This is a genomic window from Paludibacterium yongneupense DSM 18731 (assembly GCF_000422925.1).
GTDB lineage: Bacteria > Pseudomonadota > Gammaproteobacteria > Burkholderiales > Chromobacteriaceae > Paludibacterium > Paludibacterium yongneupense.
The window spans coordinates 148796-167506 of the sequence record NZ_AUGZ01000008.1; the positions used below are offsets into that span (position 1 = coordinate 148796).

The 18711-nt window shown below is 60.3% G+C and carries 16 protein-coding genes and 1 tRNA gene; 6 read left to right on the forward strand and 11 right to left on the reverse strand.

Annotated features, from left to right (window positions below; translation table 11 throughout):
* The 10 genes from G520_RS0105155 to G520_RS0105200 all read right to left on the reverse strand — a co-directional run bounded on the left by G520_RS0105155 (position 1) and on the right by G520_RS0105200 (position 11007).
* Entirely contained in the window at positions 1-495 is a 495-nt protein-coding gene (locus G520_RS0105155; RefSeq protein WP_028534715.1) for a heme-degrading domain-containing protein, read from the reverse strand.
* Positions 492-1550, reverse strand: a complete 1059-nt coding sequence (locus tag G520_RS0105160) for an oxidoreductase (protein ID WP_028534716.1) — start codon at positions 1548-1550, stop codon at positions 492-494. The genes G520_RS0105155 and G520_RS0105160 overlap by 4 nt, the downstream gene beginning before the upstream one ends.
* Before the next feature lie 7 nt (positions 1551-1557).
* Positions 1558-2304: a DeoR/GlpR family DNA-binding transcription regulator gene (locus tag G520_RS0105165; RefSeq protein ID WP_028534717.1), complete on the reverse strand. Its 747-nt coding sequence runs from the start codon at positions 2302-2304 to the stop codon at positions 1558-1560.
* A gap of 85 nt (positions 2305-2389) precedes the next feature.
* Positions 2390-3607: a glycosyltransferase family 4 protein gene (locus G520_RS21640; RefSeq protein WP_084637487.1), complete on the reverse strand. Its 1218-nt coding sequence runs from the start codon at positions 3605-3607 to the stop codon at positions 2390-2392.
* Positions 3608-3851: 244 nt separating this feature from the next.
* Positions 3852-4358 (reverse strand): GNAT family N-acetyltransferase, encoded by a 507-nt coding sequence (locus G520_RS0105175; protein ID WP_028534718.1) that lies wholly within the window; start codon positions 4356-4358, stop codon positions 3852-3854.
* Between the two features lie 213 nt (positions 4359-4571).
* Complete coding sequence (gene gndA / locus G520_RS0105180; protein ID WP_028534719.1) at positions 4572-5978, reverse strand: NADP-dependent phosphogluconate dehydrogenase; 1407 nt, start codon at positions 5976-5978, stop codon at positions 4572-4574.
* A gap of 339 nt (positions 5979-6317) precedes the next feature.
* Entirely contained in the window at positions 6318-7319 is a 1002-nt protein-coding gene (locus G520_RS0105185; protein WP_028534720.1) for a hypothetical protein, read from the reverse strand.
* Between the two features lie 652 nt (positions 7320-7971).
* On the reverse strand, positions 7972-9522 hold the full coding sequence (locus G520_RS0105190) for a diguanylate cyclase (protein ID WP_028534721.1): 1551 nt from the start codon (positions 9520-9522) through the stop codon (positions 7972-7974).
* A gap of 462 nt (positions 9523-9984) precedes the next feature.
* Positions 9985-10059: transfer RNA gene (locus G520_RS0105195), tRNA-Arg, on the reverse strand.
* 18 nt (positions 10060-10077) lie between these two features.
* Positions 10078-11007, reverse strand: coding sequence for a polyprenyl synthetase family protein (locus G520_RS0105200; RefSeq protein WP_051229072.1), 930 nt, complete (start codon positions 11005-11007; stop codon positions 10078-10080).
* Between the two features lie 229 nt (positions 11008-11236).
* Here G520_RS0105200 and rplU point away from each other — a divergent pair, with 229 nt between their 5' ends.
* The 6 genes from rplU (at position 11237) to G520_RS0105230 (ending at position 17907) form a co-directional block, all read left to right on the forward strand.
* A complete protein-coding gene (rplU, locus tag G520_RS0105205; RefSeq protein WP_028534723.1) occupies positions 11237-11548 on the forward strand; it encodes a 50S ribosomal protein L21 in 312 nt (103 codons plus the stop codon).
* Positions 11549-11560: 12 nt separating this feature from the next.
* Complete coding sequence (rpmA, locus tag G520_RS0105210; protein ID WP_028534724.1) at positions 11561-11836, forward strand: 50S ribosomal protein L27; 276 nt, start codon at positions 11561-11563, stop codon at positions 11834-11836.
* Between the two features lie 137 nt (positions 11837-11973).
* Complete coding sequence (gene obgE / locus G520_RS0105215) at positions 11974-13116, forward strand: GTPase ObgE (protein ID WP_028534725.1); 1143 nt, start codon at positions 11974-11976, stop codon at positions 13114-13116.
* 51 nt (positions 13117-13167) lie between these two features.
* Positions 13168-14418 (forward strand): hypothetical protein, encoded by a 1251-nt coding sequence (locus tag G520_RS0105220; RefSeq protein ID WP_246542721.1) that lies wholly within the window; start codon positions 13168-13170, stop codon positions 14416-14418.
* 10 nt (positions 14419-14428) lie between these two features.
* On the forward strand, positions 14429-15106 hold the full coding sequence (locus G520_RS21645) for a hypothetical protein (RefSeq protein WP_036665402.1): 678 nt from the start codon (positions 14429-14431) through the stop codon (positions 15104-15106).
* On the forward strand, positions 15106-17907 hold the full coding sequence (locus G520_RS0105230; protein ID WP_028534727.1) for an AAA family ATPase: 2802 nt from the start codon (positions 15106-15108) through the stop codon (positions 17905-17907). Before G520_RS21645 ends, G520_RS0105230 begins: the two co-directional genes overlap by 1 nt.
* Before the next feature lie 41 nt (positions 17908-17948).
* Here the strand turns inward: G520_RS0105230 and G520_RS0105235 are convergent, their stop codons facing one another.
* Positions 17949-18659, reverse strand: coding sequence for a hypothetical protein (locus tag G520_RS0105235; protein ID WP_028534728.1), 711 nt, complete (start codon positions 18657-18659; stop codon positions 17949-17951).
* Positions 18660-18711 lie beyond the last annotated feature (52 nt).

Sequence of the window (18711 nt, forward strand, 5' to 3'; positions counted from 1 at the left end):
TCATTCTTCCAGCGCCAGCGAGGAGAGAGGCTGGTTCAGGCAATCGCACAGGGCTTCCACCACCAGCGCGTGATCCTGACGCTGCGGCAGGCCGGAGACGGTGACGCTGCCAATGCAAACGCTATCGGTGAGTGCGATCGGAAAGCTGCCGCCATGGGTGGCGAAGTCGGCGGTCGAGGCGCCGATTTTGGCTTCCAGCGTGGTCTGGTCGCGATTCAGCCCGAGACCTACCGCGTAGGAGCTCCTGCGAAAGTGGTCGACGGTGTGGCTCTTGCGGCGAATCCAGTCCTCGTTGCTTGGCGTGGCTCCCGGCATTGCGCAGAAGAACAGACGCTGCCCGTTCACCCGGATCTCGATGGCGACGCTGGCTTTGCGTTCCGCTGCCAGCGCTTGCAGGCGGCAGCCGAGGCGCCAGGCGTCGCTTGCGTCGAAGCGGGTATAGCGCAGGCAGGCTTCCTGCTGGGCAATGCGTTTCAGATCGCGTTCGATGTTCATTTGCCAGCCCCACTCTCCGGCAACAAGGGTAGCTCGTGCCCGCTTGAGGCGCTGGCGATCGCCAGCTCTATCACGGCCATCACTTCGATTGCTTCCTGCGGCGTGACCGGGTTGGGCGCGTTACCCTCGATGGCCGTGTGCACGGCTTGATAGTAGTCGCGATAGTCGCCGGCGAGGTTGGGGTGGGGGCGGGCCTGCTCCTCCCCGTCGTGCTGGGTGAAAAGCGTGCCCGGGCGTGGATCGCAGCCCCAGCCCTCGTCGCCGGGCCTCCCCCCGCGCTTGAGGTCGGCTTCCTGGGTGTCGAGTCCGTACTTGGTGTAGCTGCCGCGGGTGCCGTGCAGCGCGTAGCGGGCGGCACCGCCGCTGACCAAGGTCGCTCCGTGCAGGATGATGCGTTTGTCGGGGTAACGCAGCAGGACATGGAAATAATCGGTCGTCTGCGCGCCTTCGCGCAATCCGGCCATATCGCCGAATACCGCCGCAGGCGCACCGAACAATTGCAGTGCCTGATCGACCAGATGCGGCCCGAGGTCGAACCAGAGCCCGGCCCCTGCCCCTGCCTGCTCGCGCCAGCGCTTGACCACCTGCGGCCGGAAACGGTCGAAGTGGGATTCGAATTGCACTACGCGGCCGACGACATCCTGTTCGATCAGGGACTTCAGGGTCAGAAAATCGGAGTCCCAGCGGCGGTTATGAAACACGGACAGCAGCAGTCCGCGCGCGCGCGCCAGCTCTGCCAGTTCGCGCGCCTCGTCCAGCGTTACCGTAAAGGGCTTGTCCACAACCACATGCTTTCCTGCGAGCAGAGCCTGGCGGGCGAGAGGATAGTGGCTGTCGTTCGGCGTCGCGATGACGATCAGTTCGATGCCTGCATCGGCGAATAAAGCTTCCGCTTCGTCGTAGACGGTGGCCTGCGGCCAGTCGGCATGCGCCAGTTCGCCCTTGCTGGTGTGGATGGCGGCGAGACGGATGCCGGGAGTATGCGCGAGCAGTGGGGCATGCAGGGTACGACCGGCGTAGCCGTAACCGATGAGACCGGCGTGAAGCGTGGACATGAGAGCGTTACTCCTGTAAGTCGGGGACGACGAAGTGACTATCCTGGCCGGCATCGTACGGAGCACGGTCGGTGATGACGGCATCGAAACGGCTGAGCTGTGCGACCCAATGCGGTTCGTGCCGTGCGAATTTGCTGTGATCTGCCACCAATAGCGCCTGGCGGCTGGCGGCAAGCATGCCGCGTTTGATCTCTGCATCCGATGCCTCGCTGGCGGTGACCCCGACGCCTGTGTCGACGGCGCAGGCGCCGAGAATGGCCCAGTCGGCGCAGAAACGCCGCACGAAGGCTTCCGCGGTCGTGCCATTGAACAGGCGTTGCCTGCCGTCCCAGGCTCCCCCGGCGAGATGCAGGGCGATTTCCTCGCGCTCGGACAGGCACGCCGCGACGTCGAGCGAATGGGTGATGACGGTGTAGGGGTGGCGCGGGAGCTGGCGCGCGACTTCCAGCACCGTGCTGCCGGCATCGATGAACAGGACGGATCCAGCGGCGGGGTAATTCGCCGCGCAGCGTCCCAGCGCCTGTTTTACTGGCTGCAGCAGGGCGTTGCGCGCACGGCGTGCGGTTTTAGGCAGGTCGAGACACACGGCCCCGCCGTGCGTCTTTTGCAGACCGCCGAGCTTTTCGAGCACACGCAGGTCGCGACGCACCGTATCGTCGGAAACGTCCAGCTCGCGGGCGAGTTCGGCAATGCTGACGCGACCGTGCTCGGCCAGGCGCTGCAGGATGTACTGATGGCGTTCTGGTGTAAACATGGGTGCAGCTTAACCGGCGTTGCGGATTTCTGCAATATTGTGCTGATATTTGCGGTTTTTAGCGGGCGAGGACCGAGGCCGGGGTTTACAGCTCTCGGTGGGGGATGGGGGAGGCAAGTCTGCCGCGTGCCGTCGCATGTCCCTTGCGATGCAAGGGCGCGAGTTCGAGGCACTCCAGAATGCCCTGGCCAAAGTGCTCGACCATGGCTTCCAGCGAAAACTCGTCGGCGCTCGCGCGTGCCGCCGCCGCCATCTGCGCCAGTCGCTCGGGGCGGGCGAGCAGGGAGATGACCGCGTCGGCGTAGCCGCGCGCGTCGGAGGGGGCGATCAGTCCATTCAGCCCCGGCTTGAGATAGGCGATCTCGGGGCTATGGCCGACGCTGGTGGTGGCGATGATGGGGACGCCACTGACGAAGGAGTCGAGAATACTCAGACCGACCATGCCGGGGTTGAGGATGAGCGAACTGCATTTAAGCGCGAGCGCCTTGTCGCGCCCCATGCTCAGGCCTAGCCAGTGGATCCAGGGACGTGCCGCAATTTCGGTGAGCAGCCACCCGCGCTCCGGACCGTCACCGGCAATCAGCAAGTGGAAATCGGGCACCGTCTCATGGATCAGAGTGGCCGCCTCCAGCAGCAAATCGATGCGTTTGTCCGGGTACAATGAACCGATATAGAGGGCGGTTCTGCCCGGGCGTAGCCCGTATTGCTGCTGGAAGTCCTGCATGCTGCGTTCATCGATGGCCGCGAGTTGTTTCAGCAGTTCGCCGGTATCGATCGCGTTATTCAGTACCGTGATACGTTCGGGCGGAAAGCCCAGACTCATCACATGCCTGCGGCTGACTTCGGTATAGCCGAACCACCAGTCGACGCGGCAACTGGTCCAGCGCTTGAAGCGTTCTTTGAATCCCTGCGGCCTGGTCGATTGCAGATTGGCGCCGTGCCCCCAGAAAGCCACCCGTTTCGGTCGTTGCACGAAGAGTGCGATCAAGTTGTAAATGAGCCGGTTCTCCTGCGGAATGACGACCAGCTCCGGCTGCATCGTGCCGATGGCACGGGCGAAGGGTTGCCAGCATACCCGCTCCCCCAACCAGTAGCGGGTCGTCAGCGGGATGGCCCACGGCAGGGTGCCACTATCGTTTTTCAAGCGTTCGGAGGGACTGGCTTCGCCTGTCGACAGCAGCAGTTTTACATTGTGCCGCTGCAAGTAGTCGTGCAGCAGCTCGAACAGCTTGACCCGGTAGTGCGTGAGTCGGCGCTGCACGATCAGTACCGTTCTTGGTGGTGGAGTTTCGTGAGCAGTCATCGCGCTTTGATCACCTTCTTCTTGGTCGTTCCGAATGGGTGAGTCCGTGCCTGGGATGTGGCAGCACGGAACCAGAAGGGAATGAGGCAGATGGAAAGACTATAACTGGCTTACGCCGGTTCAGAAGCAAGGTGGGGCGGCCTGGGCAACAATATAATACCTAGGCATGAGACTCGGCTCGTCACTGTTGCGGCATTCCTTACCCATGTCCGTAATGCCGTCCGCGTGGCCGCACTGCGCCGGCTTAAAGGGGAGGGCGGGGAGAGGCGTCGGGGCCGGTCGCGAAACGTTGCAGTGTCTCGCCATCCATGCGATAGCGCACCCATTCGTCCTGGGGCTGGGAGCCGATGGAGCGATAAAACTGTATGGCCGGCTCGTTCCAGTCCAGCACGCTCCATTCGAGGCGGCCACAGCCGCGTGCGCATGCCTGTTGCGCGATATGACGCAGTAGCTTCTTGCCGGCGCCGCCGTTCCTGTGCTGCGGGGTAATGTACAAATCTTCGAGATAGATGCCGTTGCGCCCGAGCCAGGTCGAATAGCTGTAGAAGTAGACGGCATATCCGATCGGCTTGCCGTCCTTCAGACACATCAGCGCACAGGCGGGGGCATCGGCAGCGAACAGGGTGTGCTCGATATCTTCCACCCGGGCGAGGACCTCGTGGCCGGCACGCTCATAGACGGCCAGTTCTGTGATGAAATCCAGAATTTGCGCCGCGTCAGCGCGAGTTGCAGTGCGTATTGCTATGCTCAAGACGGTTTCCTCGCTTGTTGAAATCCCCGCCGGCCGGTCTGCTCCCGGTATATGGGTCCATTTTTTCCGGGCAGGATGACGATCCTGCGTTCTGCGCCGTGGGGGAGCTGCGGCGCGCCAGATCGGCCGCGCCGCGTTTTTTGCGTTGCCGCCCGCGGCCATTCAGCCTGTGTTCTGCCATGGCAAAGCTGTCCTGCCGGCGGGCGGGTGCCTTCAATACCAGTCGGCGTGGAAGTAGCCCGCTTTGTCGGTGCGCTCGAAGGTATGCGCGCCGAAGTAGTCGCGTTGTGCCTGAACCAGATTGGCGGGTAGCCTGGCGCTGCGGTAACTGTCAAAGTAGGCAATCGCCGAAGAAAACGCCGGTACCGGCACGCCCGCCCTGACTGCTGCAATGACGACGCTGCGCAATGCATCCTGATAGCTGTTTGCGATGTCGCGGAAGTAAGGGGCGAGCAGGAGATTGGCAAGCGCAGGGTCGGCGGTGTAGGCGTCGGTGATCTTCTGCAGGAAGCTCGCGCGGATGATGCAGCCTGCGCGGAATATCTGTGCGATCGTACCGTACTGCAGATCCCATTGGTATTCGTCGGAGGCGACGCGCAGTTGGGCGAAGCCCTGTGCGTAGGAGACGATCTTGCTCAGATAGAGCGCGCGGCGCACCGCTTCGATAAACGCTGCGCGTTCGCCGTCGAATGCCGGTAGCGGCCCGCTCAGCTGCGAGCTGGCTGCGACGCGCTGCGATTTCTGCGACGACAGGAAGCGGGCGAATACGGCCTCGGTGATCAGCGGCAACGGCGTGCCCAGATCCAGCGCATTTTGGCTGGTCAGTTTACCCGTCCCTTTTTGCTCGGCACGGTCGAGGATGAGGTCGATCAGATCCTGTCCGGTGTCGGCATCCTTCTTGGCGAAGATTTTCGATGTGATTTCAATCAGATAACTATCGAGTTCGCCCCGGTTCCACTCCGAATAGACCTGGCCAAGTTCATCGTTGCTCAGACCCGCCACGCGTTTGAGAACGTCGTAGCTTTCTGCAATCAACTGCATGTCGCCGTATTCGATCCCGTTATGCACCATCTTGACGTAATGGCCGGCGCCGTCCGGGCCCATATAGGCGACGCACGGGCTGCCGTCCTGAGTGCGGGCGGCGATCTGGGTGAGAATCGGGGCGACCAGCTCATAGGCTTCGCGCTGCCCGCCCGGCATGATCGAAGGCCCTTTCAAGGCACCTTCTTCGCCGCCGGATACGCCGGTGCCGATGAAGTGCACGCCAGAGGAGGCAAGATCATGGTTGCGGCGCACGGTATCGGCAAAATGGGTGTTGCCGGCGTCGATGAGGATGTCGCCTTTGTCCAGCAGGGGGCGCAGCGCGGCGATCATCGCATCGGTGCCTTCGCCCGCCTTGACCATCAGGAGGATGCGGCGCGGCATTTCGAGCGAGGCGACGAAATCGGGCAAGCTATAGGTGGGCACCAGCTTCTTGTGAGGATGCTCCGCAATCAGTTCGTCGGTCTTGCTGCGGCTTCGGTTATAGACCGATACCGCGTGGCCGCGGCTTTCAATGTTGAGTGCCAGGTTGCGGCCCATGACTGCCAGACCGACTACGCCTATTGCCTGCTTCTTCATCTGTTTTCTCCTTTTGAGGCGCAATGCACACGAATGCCGGACAAGGGCATGCACGTGCAATGCGCCGGGTTTGTTCTGTATTGCGGCCATGGTATGAAAAAACCCGCCGGCCCATGGGGCGGTGCGGGTTTCGGGCTCCGGTGCATCGGACCGTGGGGCGAATGCCGCATTCCGGCTGGCAGCGAGGGGCCGACTCGTCGACTCTGGAGGCGTCGAGCCAAAAGAATAGCACAAAATCCGTGTGCCGTTTCCTGCGCCGCTCGAATCCATTCGCATGCCATCGCGAGTCCGCGCAGGTCGGTGATAGATAATATTAAATGCGTATCTAAAGGAAATGGGTTAGCTGATGTAGATCTGTTTGACGTCTACTTTCTCGAATATTTGCTCGGATAAAGAGCTGGTCCGGGACAGATTGAGAACTTCAATATCGCGCTGCTGCAACAGTTTGGATGCCAATTGAAAAGACGGTTTTATCGTGCCGTCAAATTCATTGACCAACTGCGTTTTCTTGCGGTTTTCCATCGTCTCATAGAAGCGGGGGTGGGTTTCCGCGTTATGAATATCGATGCCGTGCAGATAGATGTGGTGATAATCGAGATAAGCGGCTATTTGCAGTGCAACATAGGCGACGGTTCCACCGCGAAAAAAACCGTTCTCGATGCGATGGCTGAAACCTATCGTCGGGTCGGCCTCCAACACCAGCTCCGGATTCCTCTTTGCGGCCGACAGGGCTTTGTCGCTGTCCTCATTATATTTCTCGGCGACCAACTCGATGACACAGAGTTTGCACTTCAGTTTTTCAATGCCAAGCAGTTTATGAATGTAAACGAGGCATTTCGGTGTCGTGAATAACAGAGTGTTTTCTTGGTTGATGACGTCAAGGGCGATATCCGGCTGCTCGGTGATGAATGTGTAGTCTATTATGACATAGTAATCAAATTCGAGAGAAAACCGGGCCTTGAGCGTGATTGCGCCATTCACGCCAATCAGCGGAGCGGGTTCGATGCGGGAGTAATCGATTTCGTTGACCGACGGGCCTGTGGCGACCAGGTGCAAGCGGCTTTTTGCATGGCTCGCACGCGGGATCGCCGACGCCGGGACTACGGCCAGCGCTCTGCGGTTGATCGAGATCTCGACGATATTGTCGCGATCGTCGCGGCGTATCGCAAGATAGGGCCAGATATCGATGCTATGGCGATAGTGTCGTCCGAACCAGAGCCGATGCGCGAACTTGACGATCTTGGAGAGCTGATGGCTGCGCAGGGCCGCGTCAAGAAGAGAGCCGAGCAGGGGCGGCCGGGCAGTTCGGCAAGCGGGGGCGGGCTTCAGGTCAGGGGCCATATATGGACATCGCAGCTGTTGCATTTTCAAGTAATGAACTTAACACATTGGCCTGCCGCTGTGTAGCGAGTGCACATGGACGTTAACATAAACGAGCTCATGTTTTAACAGTCGTTACACTTTCTTTATATACCCAAAACGGGAGGCTTGCCGATCATCCGCGCCGCCGGCCAGTACCGTTATCTTGCGCGTTGCGACAGCCTGTGGCCGGGCTGGTGGAGGGGGGCCATGCTGCCGGATGGAGCCTCCCGCATTTGAGGCTTGCCGCTGGCGAAATGTGTCATGCGATGGCGACTATAAAGTCTATCTGAATTTTATAAGGCCGATGATAAAAACTTTTCTCTATTTAGTAAAATTTCATTATCGAATTTTACAACGTGAATGCCGGTTGTGCGGATGATCAAGCCTTATTCTCACCGGCGGCTCCGATTGTCATCATGGTCGTCAGGCGTGAAAAATTGTAAATCAGAAAATATCCGACTGGCTTCGGTTGCGAAGCTGTAGAGAGGAGGATTGCGCAGGGCCCGGCATTGAGGAAACCGCCAGGCGGGTGTGTCGTTTCAAGGGCGCCTTGGCCAATGGCGATAATACAAGGAGGCAGGCATTGTTTTCTCCATTCAGCCCAAAAGCCTGCTCTCAGCATGAAGCGGCGTTACAGGCCCGGTGTCATGTTCCGGTAATTGAGGCTTTTATCGTAAATAAGAATGTGCTGGACACATAATTCATAGATGATGAATTGATTTATCGTGTCGATCGATATCAACCCATTGTTGAAACGGTCAATCAAAAAGCGGAATCTGGCATCAAGGTGGTCATGCATATTCTTGTGTCCGCCATCCTCTGAATCATGGTCAGAGAAAAGCGTTTTTTCTTCGACTTTGAAATGGTTTCCAATGTCAGTTCTAATGACTTCCAGTTTTTTGCAAATGAAGTTTTTTGTGTGCTCCTCTTTGGGGAGTCGGATCCAGTCATTAACCATTGATATTATAGTGCTGTGTTCCTCATCCAGGCTCGATATTCCAGTCTGGAATTCATTTCCCCATCTAATCAGCATCAGACCGTTTTCATAAATCGTCGGAAAATCAAGCTTCGCCGTATTTTTCCCCTCGGACTTGGCGTGGTAAAGCGCGGCGTCGGCACGTTCAAACCAACTCTCCCACGAGTCTGAGCTCAAGCAAGACGAAAGCCCTATACTGACGCTGACCTTTTTACCGGGTTCGATTTCTATCCCGTTCACCGCCTCACGAATTTGTTCGGCGGCATATGCCAGATCAGATACGGACGTGCCTGGGAATATGGCCATGAACTCTTCCCCTCCCCAGCGCCCTAATACGTCGGTGTCACGGATTTTTTTCACGCAAGCCGCGGCTACCTTGGCAAGTATTTCGTCTCCAACGCGATGACCATGTCTGTCGTTGATCTGCTTGAAATTGTCGATATCGATTAATGCCAATGATGTTGGCAAGGCATAGCGAATGTGCCTGGCAAGTTCGGATCTGCCGACTTCATCCAATCTTCTACGGTTCCACAACCCCGTCAAACTGTCTTTCAGTATCAGGTCGCGGTTCAGGTAGTCCGTTCGCTCTTTAGCCATCAGGACGAAGCCTAGGGAGAAACAGATCAATGTTGTCAAAACGGATACATACAGTGCAGCCTGGGATGGTCCCCTGTCGAACAGATATTTTACCGTTCCTCCGGACAGGGAGAACTCTTCGCGGTATAGCAAAATCAGTAGGTTAACGAAAACTGATAGTAATACGATGAATTTTCCTCGTCCTTTTATGGATTTTCTGTTTGATAGCAATGTGAACAGGAAGAGCAACTCGATTATGATTATGGAGATCGAGTTAAATAAAATTCTTCCTTCCTTGCTTTCAACAAAAATGAATGAAACAACGGCATTGTAGAGTACAGCAAGTGCCAGAATGATGACGGGGGTTTTTATTTTTAAAAATTGACATAGCGCACTGTACCAGACAACGATGCTGATCACGATAAAGACCTCACCCATCCAGACGAGTGGATCTTTGTAATATTGTCCTGACATGATGAAAAACAGATAGCCAAGCCCATGGGTTATGTTTGCCAAGGAAACTTTGAAAAGCCCGCTGTCGCGCTCGGATTCGGCGGCAGGCAATATCGTTAATCCCAGCGAAAAATTGACAACAATAATCAACAAGAACGTGGTTTTTATGTCAAACATTATGAGTAGCACCAATAATATAATTCTATTTCAAACACGGGCCGGGTCGAATTGTCGTTGCATCGTCAATAATCAGATGCGTTCATCGCGATAAAATTCTAAGTTTTAAATTTTTGTTTTATGGCTGTGATACGGCTAGTTTGTAGTACGTTGGCATTGCTGGTTTATGTTTTTTTCTGACTCCGGCGGGCCTTGCGATCAATATAATGTCCGCCCAGTTTCAAGACAAGCCTGTACGCCGGCAAGCCGCTGATTTTGAACGCGCTTCTTCTGTCGTGGAGCTTTTTTTCTTCGGCAGGGTCGAATCGGAGTGGCAGGGCTGTGAAAAAAGTACACGAAAGGATAGAAAAATCTGTTGGACGAAGGCGGGACATCCCGGATGAATCCGGATGACAAAAAACCCGCAAAGCGTGTAGCTATGCGGGTTTTATGGATGTTATCGGACGGCTGCGGAAGTAGAAGTGGTGTCCCCGACAGGAATCGAACCTGTAATCTTCCCTTAGGAGGGGAAAGTTATATCCATTTAACTACGGAGACCTGTATCGTTTCGCGGCGTCAGGCGGTGCGATCCACCGAGACTTCTGCCAGTTCTATCATCGCCCGTTTGGCGTCAGACTCCGGCAGGCAGGCGATGGCATCGATGGCGGTGCGAGCGGCACGGACCGCTTCGCCATGGGCGTAATCCAGCGCGCCGCAGGATTGTACCGCAGACAGAACCTCATGGAAACGTTCGCGGTTTGCGTGCTCGATGGCCTCGCGAACCAGGGCGGCCTGCGCGGGGGAACCGTGCAGCATCGCATAGATCAGCGGCAGCGTCGGCTTGCCTTCCGCCAGGTCGTCGCCCAGACTCTTGCCTATGCTCTCGGCGTCGCCACTGTAGTCGAGGACATCGTCCACGATCTGGAACGCGGTGCCCAGGCTGTTGCCGTACTCGGCCAGCGCGGCTTCGGTCTGTGCATCGGCCCCGGAAACCATGGCGCCAACGCGGCAGGCCGCTTCGAACAGCTTCGCGGTCTTGTAGCGTATGACCTGCAGGTAATCCTGCTCGCTCACGTCGGTATTGCCGATATTGAGCAGTTGCAGGACTTCGCCTTCGGAGATGATGTTCGTCGCGGCGGCCATCACTTCCAGTACGCGCATGTCGTTGCTAGAGACCATCATCTGGAACGCGCGCGTATAGAGGAAATCGCCAACCAGCACGCTGGCGGCATTCCCGAACAGGGCGTTGGCGGTTTCGCGGCCGCGGCGCAGGTCGGATTCGTCCACCACGTCGTCGTGCAGCAATGTCGCGGTATGGATGCACTCGACCATCGCAGCCTGTTCGAACAGGACTTCGCCGCCAAAGCCGCACGCCCGGCCCGCGAGCAGGGTCAGCGCCGGCCGCAGGCGCTTGCCTCCGGCCGAAATAATGTATTCCGCCACTTGGCGGATCAGAACGACGTCGGAGTGGAGCCGGGTTCGAATGACCCGGTCGACGGCCTGCATGTCGTCGGCGATCAGGGATCGGAAAAACGGGGTGGTGGGCACGCTATTAACCGGTTATATCGACGCTGAAAAACCAGACGAGTCTAACAGAAAAGCCCCGCGCGTCGCCATGTCGGCCTCGGTTTGCGCTAAGCGTATGAAAAATTTGACAACTTTCATCGATTGGATGTATTCTCACCGGCTCCCCGTTATCCGGGGGGTCAATAAAGATTTCTTAGGAGCTATACGTATGTATGCGGTCATAAAAACTGGCGGTAAGCAATATAAAGTTGCCGTCGGCGAAAAACTCAAAGTAGAACAGATACCTGCAGACATCGACAGCCAGATCGTGCTTGAAGAAGTGCTGATGGTTGCCGACGGCGATCAGGTTGTGGTTGGTGCCCCGCGTATCGCCGGCGCTACCGTGACGGTTACTGTCCTGTCCCAAGGTCGTGGCGACAAGGTTCGCATCTTCAAGATGCGCCGCCGTAAGCACTACCAGAAGCATCAGGGTCACCGTCAGAACTACACCGAAATCCGCGTCGACGCGATTTCCAAGTAAGGAGAAACAGTCATGGCACATAAAAAAGCAGGCGGTAGCTCCCGTAACGGTCGCGACTCCGAAGCAAAGCGCCTGGGCGTGAAAGTCTATGGCAGCGAGCTGATCCCGGCGGGTTCGATTATCGTGCGTCAGCGCGGTACCCGTTTCCATGCTGGTGAAAACGTTGGCCTGGGCAAGGATCACACCTTGTTCGCCAAGGTTGACGGCTATGTCGAGTTCACCGTGAAAGGTGCTCAACAACGCAAGACCGTAAACGTCGTTCCCTACACGGGTGTCGACGGCGAGTAATCGTCACTGTCTACGAAGAAAGCCCTGTCCCTGGCGATAGGGCTTTTTTTGTTTTGACGAGGGGTGAGGCGCAAGGGCTGATGCGGCTGGCACCAGCCCTTGCGCCTACCTCCTCGCAGCATGAAGAAGGAGTTGTAATGAAATTTATCGACGAAGCGCGCATCGAAGTGTTTGGTGGCCGCGGCGGCAATGGCGCAGCCAGTTTCCGGCGCGAGAAGTATATCCCCCTCGGTGGCCCGGACGGCGGAGACGGCGGTCGTGGCGGCAGCGTCTACGCGGTTGCGGACGAAAACATCAATACCCTGGTCGAGTACCGCTTCGTCAAACGCTACCAGGCGGAACACGGCGAAAAGGGTCATGGCGCCGACCGCTACGGCAAGGGCGGCGAAGACATCGAATTGCGCATGCCGGTCGGTACCGTGCTGTTCGATGTCGAAAGCGAACAACAGGTCGCCGACCTCACGCAAAACGGCCAGCGCGTGCTGATCGCCCGCGGCGGCAAGGGCGGACTCGGCAACCTGCACTTCAAGTCTTCGACCAATCGCGCACCGCGCCAGTTCACGCGCGGGGAAGACGGCGAGCAGCATGTGCTGCGGCTGGAGTTGAAGGTGCTGGCCGATGTCGGCCTGCTCGGCATGCCGAATGCCGGCAAGTCGACCTTCATCCGTTCGGTATCGGCGGCCAAGCCCAAGGTGGCCGACTACCCGTTTACCACGCTGCACCCGAACCTGGGTGTGGTGCGCATGACCGATACCCAGAGTTTTGTCATCGCCGATATTCCGGGGCTGATCGAAGGTGCGGCCGAAGGCGCCGGTCTCGGCCACCGTTTCCTCAAGCACCTGGCTCGCACCGGGATTCTGCTTCATCTGGTCGACATCGCGCCGTTCGATCCTGCGGTCGACCCGGTCCGCGAGGCGCGCGCAATCGTCGACGAATTGAAAAAGTACGACGAGGCGCTGTACAACAAGCCGCGCTGGCTGGTTCTGAACAAGGTGGACATGCTGCCGGCCGAAGACCGCGACCTGACGGTCAGTGCTTTCCTCGAAGCCTATGGCTGGACGCATGGGGCGCCCGACGACCGGGTCGATTTCGACATCGAAACGCCGCGCGTGTTCATCATCTCCGCTCTGACCGGCGAAGGTACGCTGGAATTGACGCGTGCGATCATGCGTTATCTCGAGATCGTGCGGGCCGCCCGGTTCGAAGCCGAGCGCGCCGCGCCGCCGGTGATAGCGGCGACCGAGCTGGCCTCGTCCATCATTCGCCGCAACGACGCCTGACCCGATAACCCGCCGCCGCCTGCGGGCGGCGGCTCGCCCCTGGGCTCCACTGTGGAATCGCTCGCCCCTTTTTTTCAGCCCGGCGTCGATCCGGCCGAGCTGGCCACGGTCAACCGGCTCAGCGCCGCCTGGCCCTATCTTTCCGTCTTCATTACCCTGTTCCGCGGCGGTGACGAGGAGGTGCTGATGCGCCTGCTGGTTCTGCGCGAACTCGGCAGCCGTGCCGATGCGCCGTTCTGGAGCCCGCAGGAACTCGCCCATCGCTTTTCCTACCTCAATGCCGTCAAACTCGACACCATCCTCAAGCGCTTGCGCGAAGGGGGCTTGCTGGTATGGGATTCCGACGCTGGCGTCTATCAATTGTCGGAAGGTGCGCGCCTGGCGCTGGCCTCGCTTGCGACCCTGATCGATTTTGCCGGCGACGATGTCGAGCTCGGCTATCTGACCAGCCAGGTGGCGGCAGGCCAAGCGGTGGGCCAGGTGTCGGACGAGGCCCTGCGTCATCTGCTGGCGCGTCTTAACGAGCTGTACTCCGAATTCGAGGATGCGCTCGAATCGCAGTCCGAATTCCGCATCCGGGCAAGTCAGCATCGATTGGAGGCTGTCTGGCGCTGGGTGGCCAAATCCACCGAGGTGGTGCGCGCCCTGACCGCCGACGACAGCCTGAGCCTGTCCATGCTCAACCAGGCACAGGCCATCGCGCTTGCGCAAAGCCGGATGCTGGCGCTGGCCGGCACTTTCGAGCGCCGACTGGCGTCGCTGGCCGCGCAGCGCGTGCACCTCGGTGCGTCCGGATTGACCTCGACCGATCTGGCCGAGTTCCTGCGCCGGCAGACATCGGCCTCCCTGTCCGCCTTGCTTGGCGATTGCTTGTGGCCCCATCCCGAGCCGGCCTTTCTGTCTACACCCGAGCTGGCCGATGTGGCCGAGTTCGAACTGCTGGCGCGCGAACGCGTGCGCGCGGCCAATGCCAGCTTGCCGGCATCGGCCGTTGCACCGCCTGCCGAGGCGCCGGAGCTCGAGCGGCTGCTGGAGGCGGAGGCCCTGTTCCAGACACTCAGCGCCTTGCCGCAGGCGGTGACGCCGCTGGCGCAGGCGGTGCTGGCAGACAGCTACAACGAGACGGCCTATCGCTTGTCCCTGCTGGCCTTGCTGGGTGACCCGGAAACGCGCGACGATGCCGGCGTCGTCGCCTCTCTGGCGCGCCTGCCGCTGCAACTGGGCGGCGGTGACGGCGTCATCGACATCGATCATCCTTTCGTTGCGAGCCTGTCTGACGCGCGGCTCGAGCCGCGAAACTAACGAGCCCCGTATGGATAAAGAACTGACAACCCTGATCGCGCGGCTGCTTGCCCTGCGTGTGCTACCCCGCAGCGACAGCCTGGTGCGGCGTGCCCTGCTCGACGAAAGTTTTCGGCAGGAACTCGATGTACGGTTGCAGGATGTCGGATTGCGCTTGATCGACAACCCCTATGCCGAGCATGTGGCGCTGGCCTTGCTGCCAACGATGACTGAGCCGGTATTCGGGGCCGGCGAGTCCTGGCTGAACAATACCCTTGGGCTGCCGCGCGACGGGGTGGCCTTGCTGGTCATTTTGTGGGCACTGATCGTCCTGCCGAAGCGCGAGCGCCAGATCGCCCGTGTCGAGGCCGGGCGCGAAGGGCAGAGCGATATGTTTGGCGTGCAAAAGCCGGTGGAGACAGGCGAGACGGTCTCCACCGGCGTGTCCGAGGATGCGCTGTATGCCGATTTCGGGCGTGCGCTCGGCGGGCGCACCCGCTTTAGCGCGAACCTCGGGCGTCTGGTCAACCTGGGTTTCGTCGTGCGCCGCAACCGCCTGCTGAGCGAGGGACCGTTGCTTGACTTGATGATCGATTACAGCCAGCTGGCGCCGCGCATCATCGAAGGTGCGTTGTCCGAGCTGCTGACGCGGCGTTCCGGGCTAGCCGCTGCGGCGGATGCGGATGCCGTTGCCGGGGAGGACGACTGATGTTTCAAATGAAATCGGTGGAAATGGTGCACTGGGATTTCTGGCAGCGCCTGTCGGTGCCTCTCGACGCCCAGATCGTCACCATCATCGGCCCGAACGGATCGGGCAAGACGACCTTGCTCGATGCCTTGCGCACCCTGCTGGCAATCCGCTGTTCTGGCAAGCGCGACTACAAGCGTTATGTGCGCAACAACCGCGAATCCTTTGCCTATCTGCGCGGGGTGGTCGATAACCCGCGCCGCCCGTCGGGCGGCCTGTACCCGACGCCTTTTTTTCCAATCGTCAACGAGACGGTGACCCTGCTATGCCGTATCCGCAAGCAAGGCGGCGATTGGGTGCGGCATTACGCGATCGTCGAGGGCGATCTGGCGCTCGAACAGGCCGAGCACCAGGCGCAGTGGCTGGGCGTGCACGAATATCGGCGCCGGCTCGAAGCCGCCGGTCTGACGCCCGCCGTAGCGGAAGTGCTGGCCCTGGAGCAGGGCGATACCGACAAGCTGACCGAGTATTCGCCACGGCAGTTGCTGGACCTGGTATTCCAGGTTTTCGGCGACAAGGATGTGCTGGACAATTATCAACGCGCCCGCGACGAGCAATTGGCGACCGAGAGCGAACTGGAGGCCCTTGCGCAGCAGCAGGCCGGACTCGATGTCCGGGTTGAAGGCATGAAGGCGCGCGCAAACCGTTTTCTGGAATGGCGCCAGTTGACGCAGTCGATTGCGCGGCTAAACGATGAAGCCCTGCCTCTGCTCGGCTATCTGGATGGAAAATCGGCTTTCTCCGGCGCCTGGGCGGCTTATCGCAAGCAGCGGGCAGATCTGTTCCGCTCGCAGCGGGAGCATGCCGATCTGGCCGCGCGGGTAGAGCAGTCGGAGGCGGGCCAGAGCGGGGCGCTGGCTGAACGCGATGCGGCGGAGCGCGTGCGCATCGATGCGCAAGAGGCGTTTCTGGCGGTCAAGGGCGCGCACGCCGAGGTCAGCGGCCAGCTGCGCGAGCGCGACCGGCTTCAGGCGCTGGCCTTGCAACAGCACGGTAGCGACGGGCAGGAGCTGGCCGTACGGCTCGCGACCTTGCGCGCCGATGCCGAGGCGCTACGCGCGGGGCTGAGCGCGAACAAGAGCGAACGGACCGAACTGACGGCCCAGCTCGATGCACTCGAAATGGGCCGTGCCCGCGCACCCGAGGACGTGCGCCATTTCCGTGCGGCACTGGATGAAGCCGGTATTGCGCATTCGCTGCTCAGCGATTGCATCGAAGTGCTCGATGCCGGCTGGCAGGCCGCCGTCGAGGCCGTGCTGCGCCCCTATCGTCACGTCGTGCTGCTGCACGATGAGGGCGACCGACGCGCTGCCTGGGCGCTGGGCGAACGTCACCGCTATCGGCATTTTCTGGTGGCGGAGTGCGCGCCGGCCCCGGCGCCGCGCCGCGGCAGCTTGCATGAAGTGGTGCGCTTTCTGGCCCCGGGGCCGGATTGGCTGTTCCGGCAGCTCGATGCCGTGAGCCGGGTCGAGGATGCAGAAGCCGGGGCCGCGATCAAGGGCGACTGGATCACGCGCGAGGGATATTTGCGCGAGCGGCGCGGGGCGCGCCATATCGGCGTTCCCGCTCATGATTACGCTTTCGGCGAGGGGGCGCGTCAATCGCGCCTGATGGCCGTGCGCGAGCGGCTGAAGGCCCTGAACACCGCCATTTTGCGCGATGAAGAGACCCTGGTGGCCGCCACGCGCGAAGCCGCGTCGCTGGCCGAATACCTGGGCGGCATGGACGCGATTCGCACGCTCGATGCCCGCGCCGATGAGTTTGCCGCGCTGGACCAGCAACGGCAGGGGCTGGCTGACGAAACGGCGCGGCTGGGCGCGGCACTGGCCGCGGCGCAGGCACAGCGCGAGCGTGCCGAGCTGAAGCTGGGCGAAGCGCGCCTCGCGCATGACCGCATCTGCTTGCGCGAGCAGGAGAGCCGGGCGCGCCTGATGGCGCTGACCTCGGCGCTGGATCTGTCGCGGCGTCAACTGCGGCGCGAGTTGCTCCAGCTGCGCGACAATTTGGCGCGTCTACCCGGCTTGCCGGACCGCGAGCGCATCGCGCAACTTCGCGACGAGTTCGACAGCGCGGCCGATGTGCGCCATCAGCTCGCGTATCTGCAGGAGCGGCTGGAAGGCGGGGAGTGGGAAACCGATGACATGGTGCTTTCACTCAAGGACAAACTGGCCGAGGATCTGGCGGCGCTTGCGCGCGAGCGCGAGCGGCGGCAGCGCGAGGTGGAACGTGCCGGCGAGTTGACTTCCGATGCGCGTGCCGCGTATATCAACAAGCTGCGCGCGACGGTGCGCGCCTATGCGGCCAATGTGAAGCGCCTTGGCGGCCTGGCAGGCATCGGAGTCGAAATCGATCTGCCGCAGCTGGATAATGACGACGCGACACTGGCACAAGCCGGGCTGACCTTGCGCTTCAACTTCGATCACAAGGGCCTGATGGGGATGAATGACGGCGAGGCCTCGGGTGGGCAGCAGGTGATGAAGTCGCTGATCTTGCTGATCGCACTGATGATGGACGAAGCCAATCCTTCGGGTTTCGTCTTCATCGATGAACCGTTTGCCCACCTGGATATCTACAATATCGACCGGGTGGCGGGTTTCCTCAAAGCGACCGAGGCGCAGTACCTGATCACGACGCCGAATACGCATAACATCAATATCTTCGCGCCATCGGATCTGACGCTGGCGACGCGCAAGAAGCGGCCCGGCGATCGTTGGGCTCCACCGATCCTGCAAACCCGCCGTCGCTTGCCGGTCGAGTCCTAGGCGCGTTTGCGCCGGACGTTCCGTCCGGCCGACGCGTCTGCTCAGAACAGGGTTTTGCGGTCCGCACCCACCGGCTGCTTGGTCCACTGCCAGACCACGCCGATGCGGGTTTGCCACAGCGCCTCGTGTCCTGTGCCGCTGGCCTGCCAGTGGCGGCCCGCACCGATGAAGCCGGCCCAGCGTCCGGTCAGCGGATGGCTGACATTCAGCATCCAGCCGAATTCTTCCTGACGCCAGCCGTCACCGGCCGCGATGCCCGCTTCCCGCCTGAACTCGGCATTGGAGCGACTTCCGGTCAGTGCCAGGTCGAAGTCGGTGCGGGCCCGGGTCAGTAGCGGCAGATCGAGACTGGTGACCCATTGTTTTGCACTGGAGGCTTGTCCCTGCGCAATGCCCATGCTGATCTCGGTTCCGCGCGGCAGTTCGAGGTGGTAGCGCGCGACCCAGGCCAGAGTGCGCTGTCCGGGACCGTATTCCCAGGCGCTGGTGTCGGCTGCCGCCAGGGTGAAATAGCCGCCGGGTGCGGGCAGGGCAATCCCGGCCTCGCCGTCGTTGCTGAATAGACTGCCGAAGTCGGTGTCGTAGTGCCCGTTCACGACGGTTTCGATCCGGCTCGAGCCTCCGGGGCGCGTCTTCAGGTCGAGGCCGATGGCCAGCTCGTGGGCGCCGTCCCCGGTCGAGATATCGTCGCCGGCGGCGGCGAGGCAGGGAAACGCGACCAGGGCGATGAGGGCTAGGCGGGAAAATGTCATTGGAATATGATGTGTTGTATGTTTGTGGAATAATACTGCCTTGCCTGCGTGC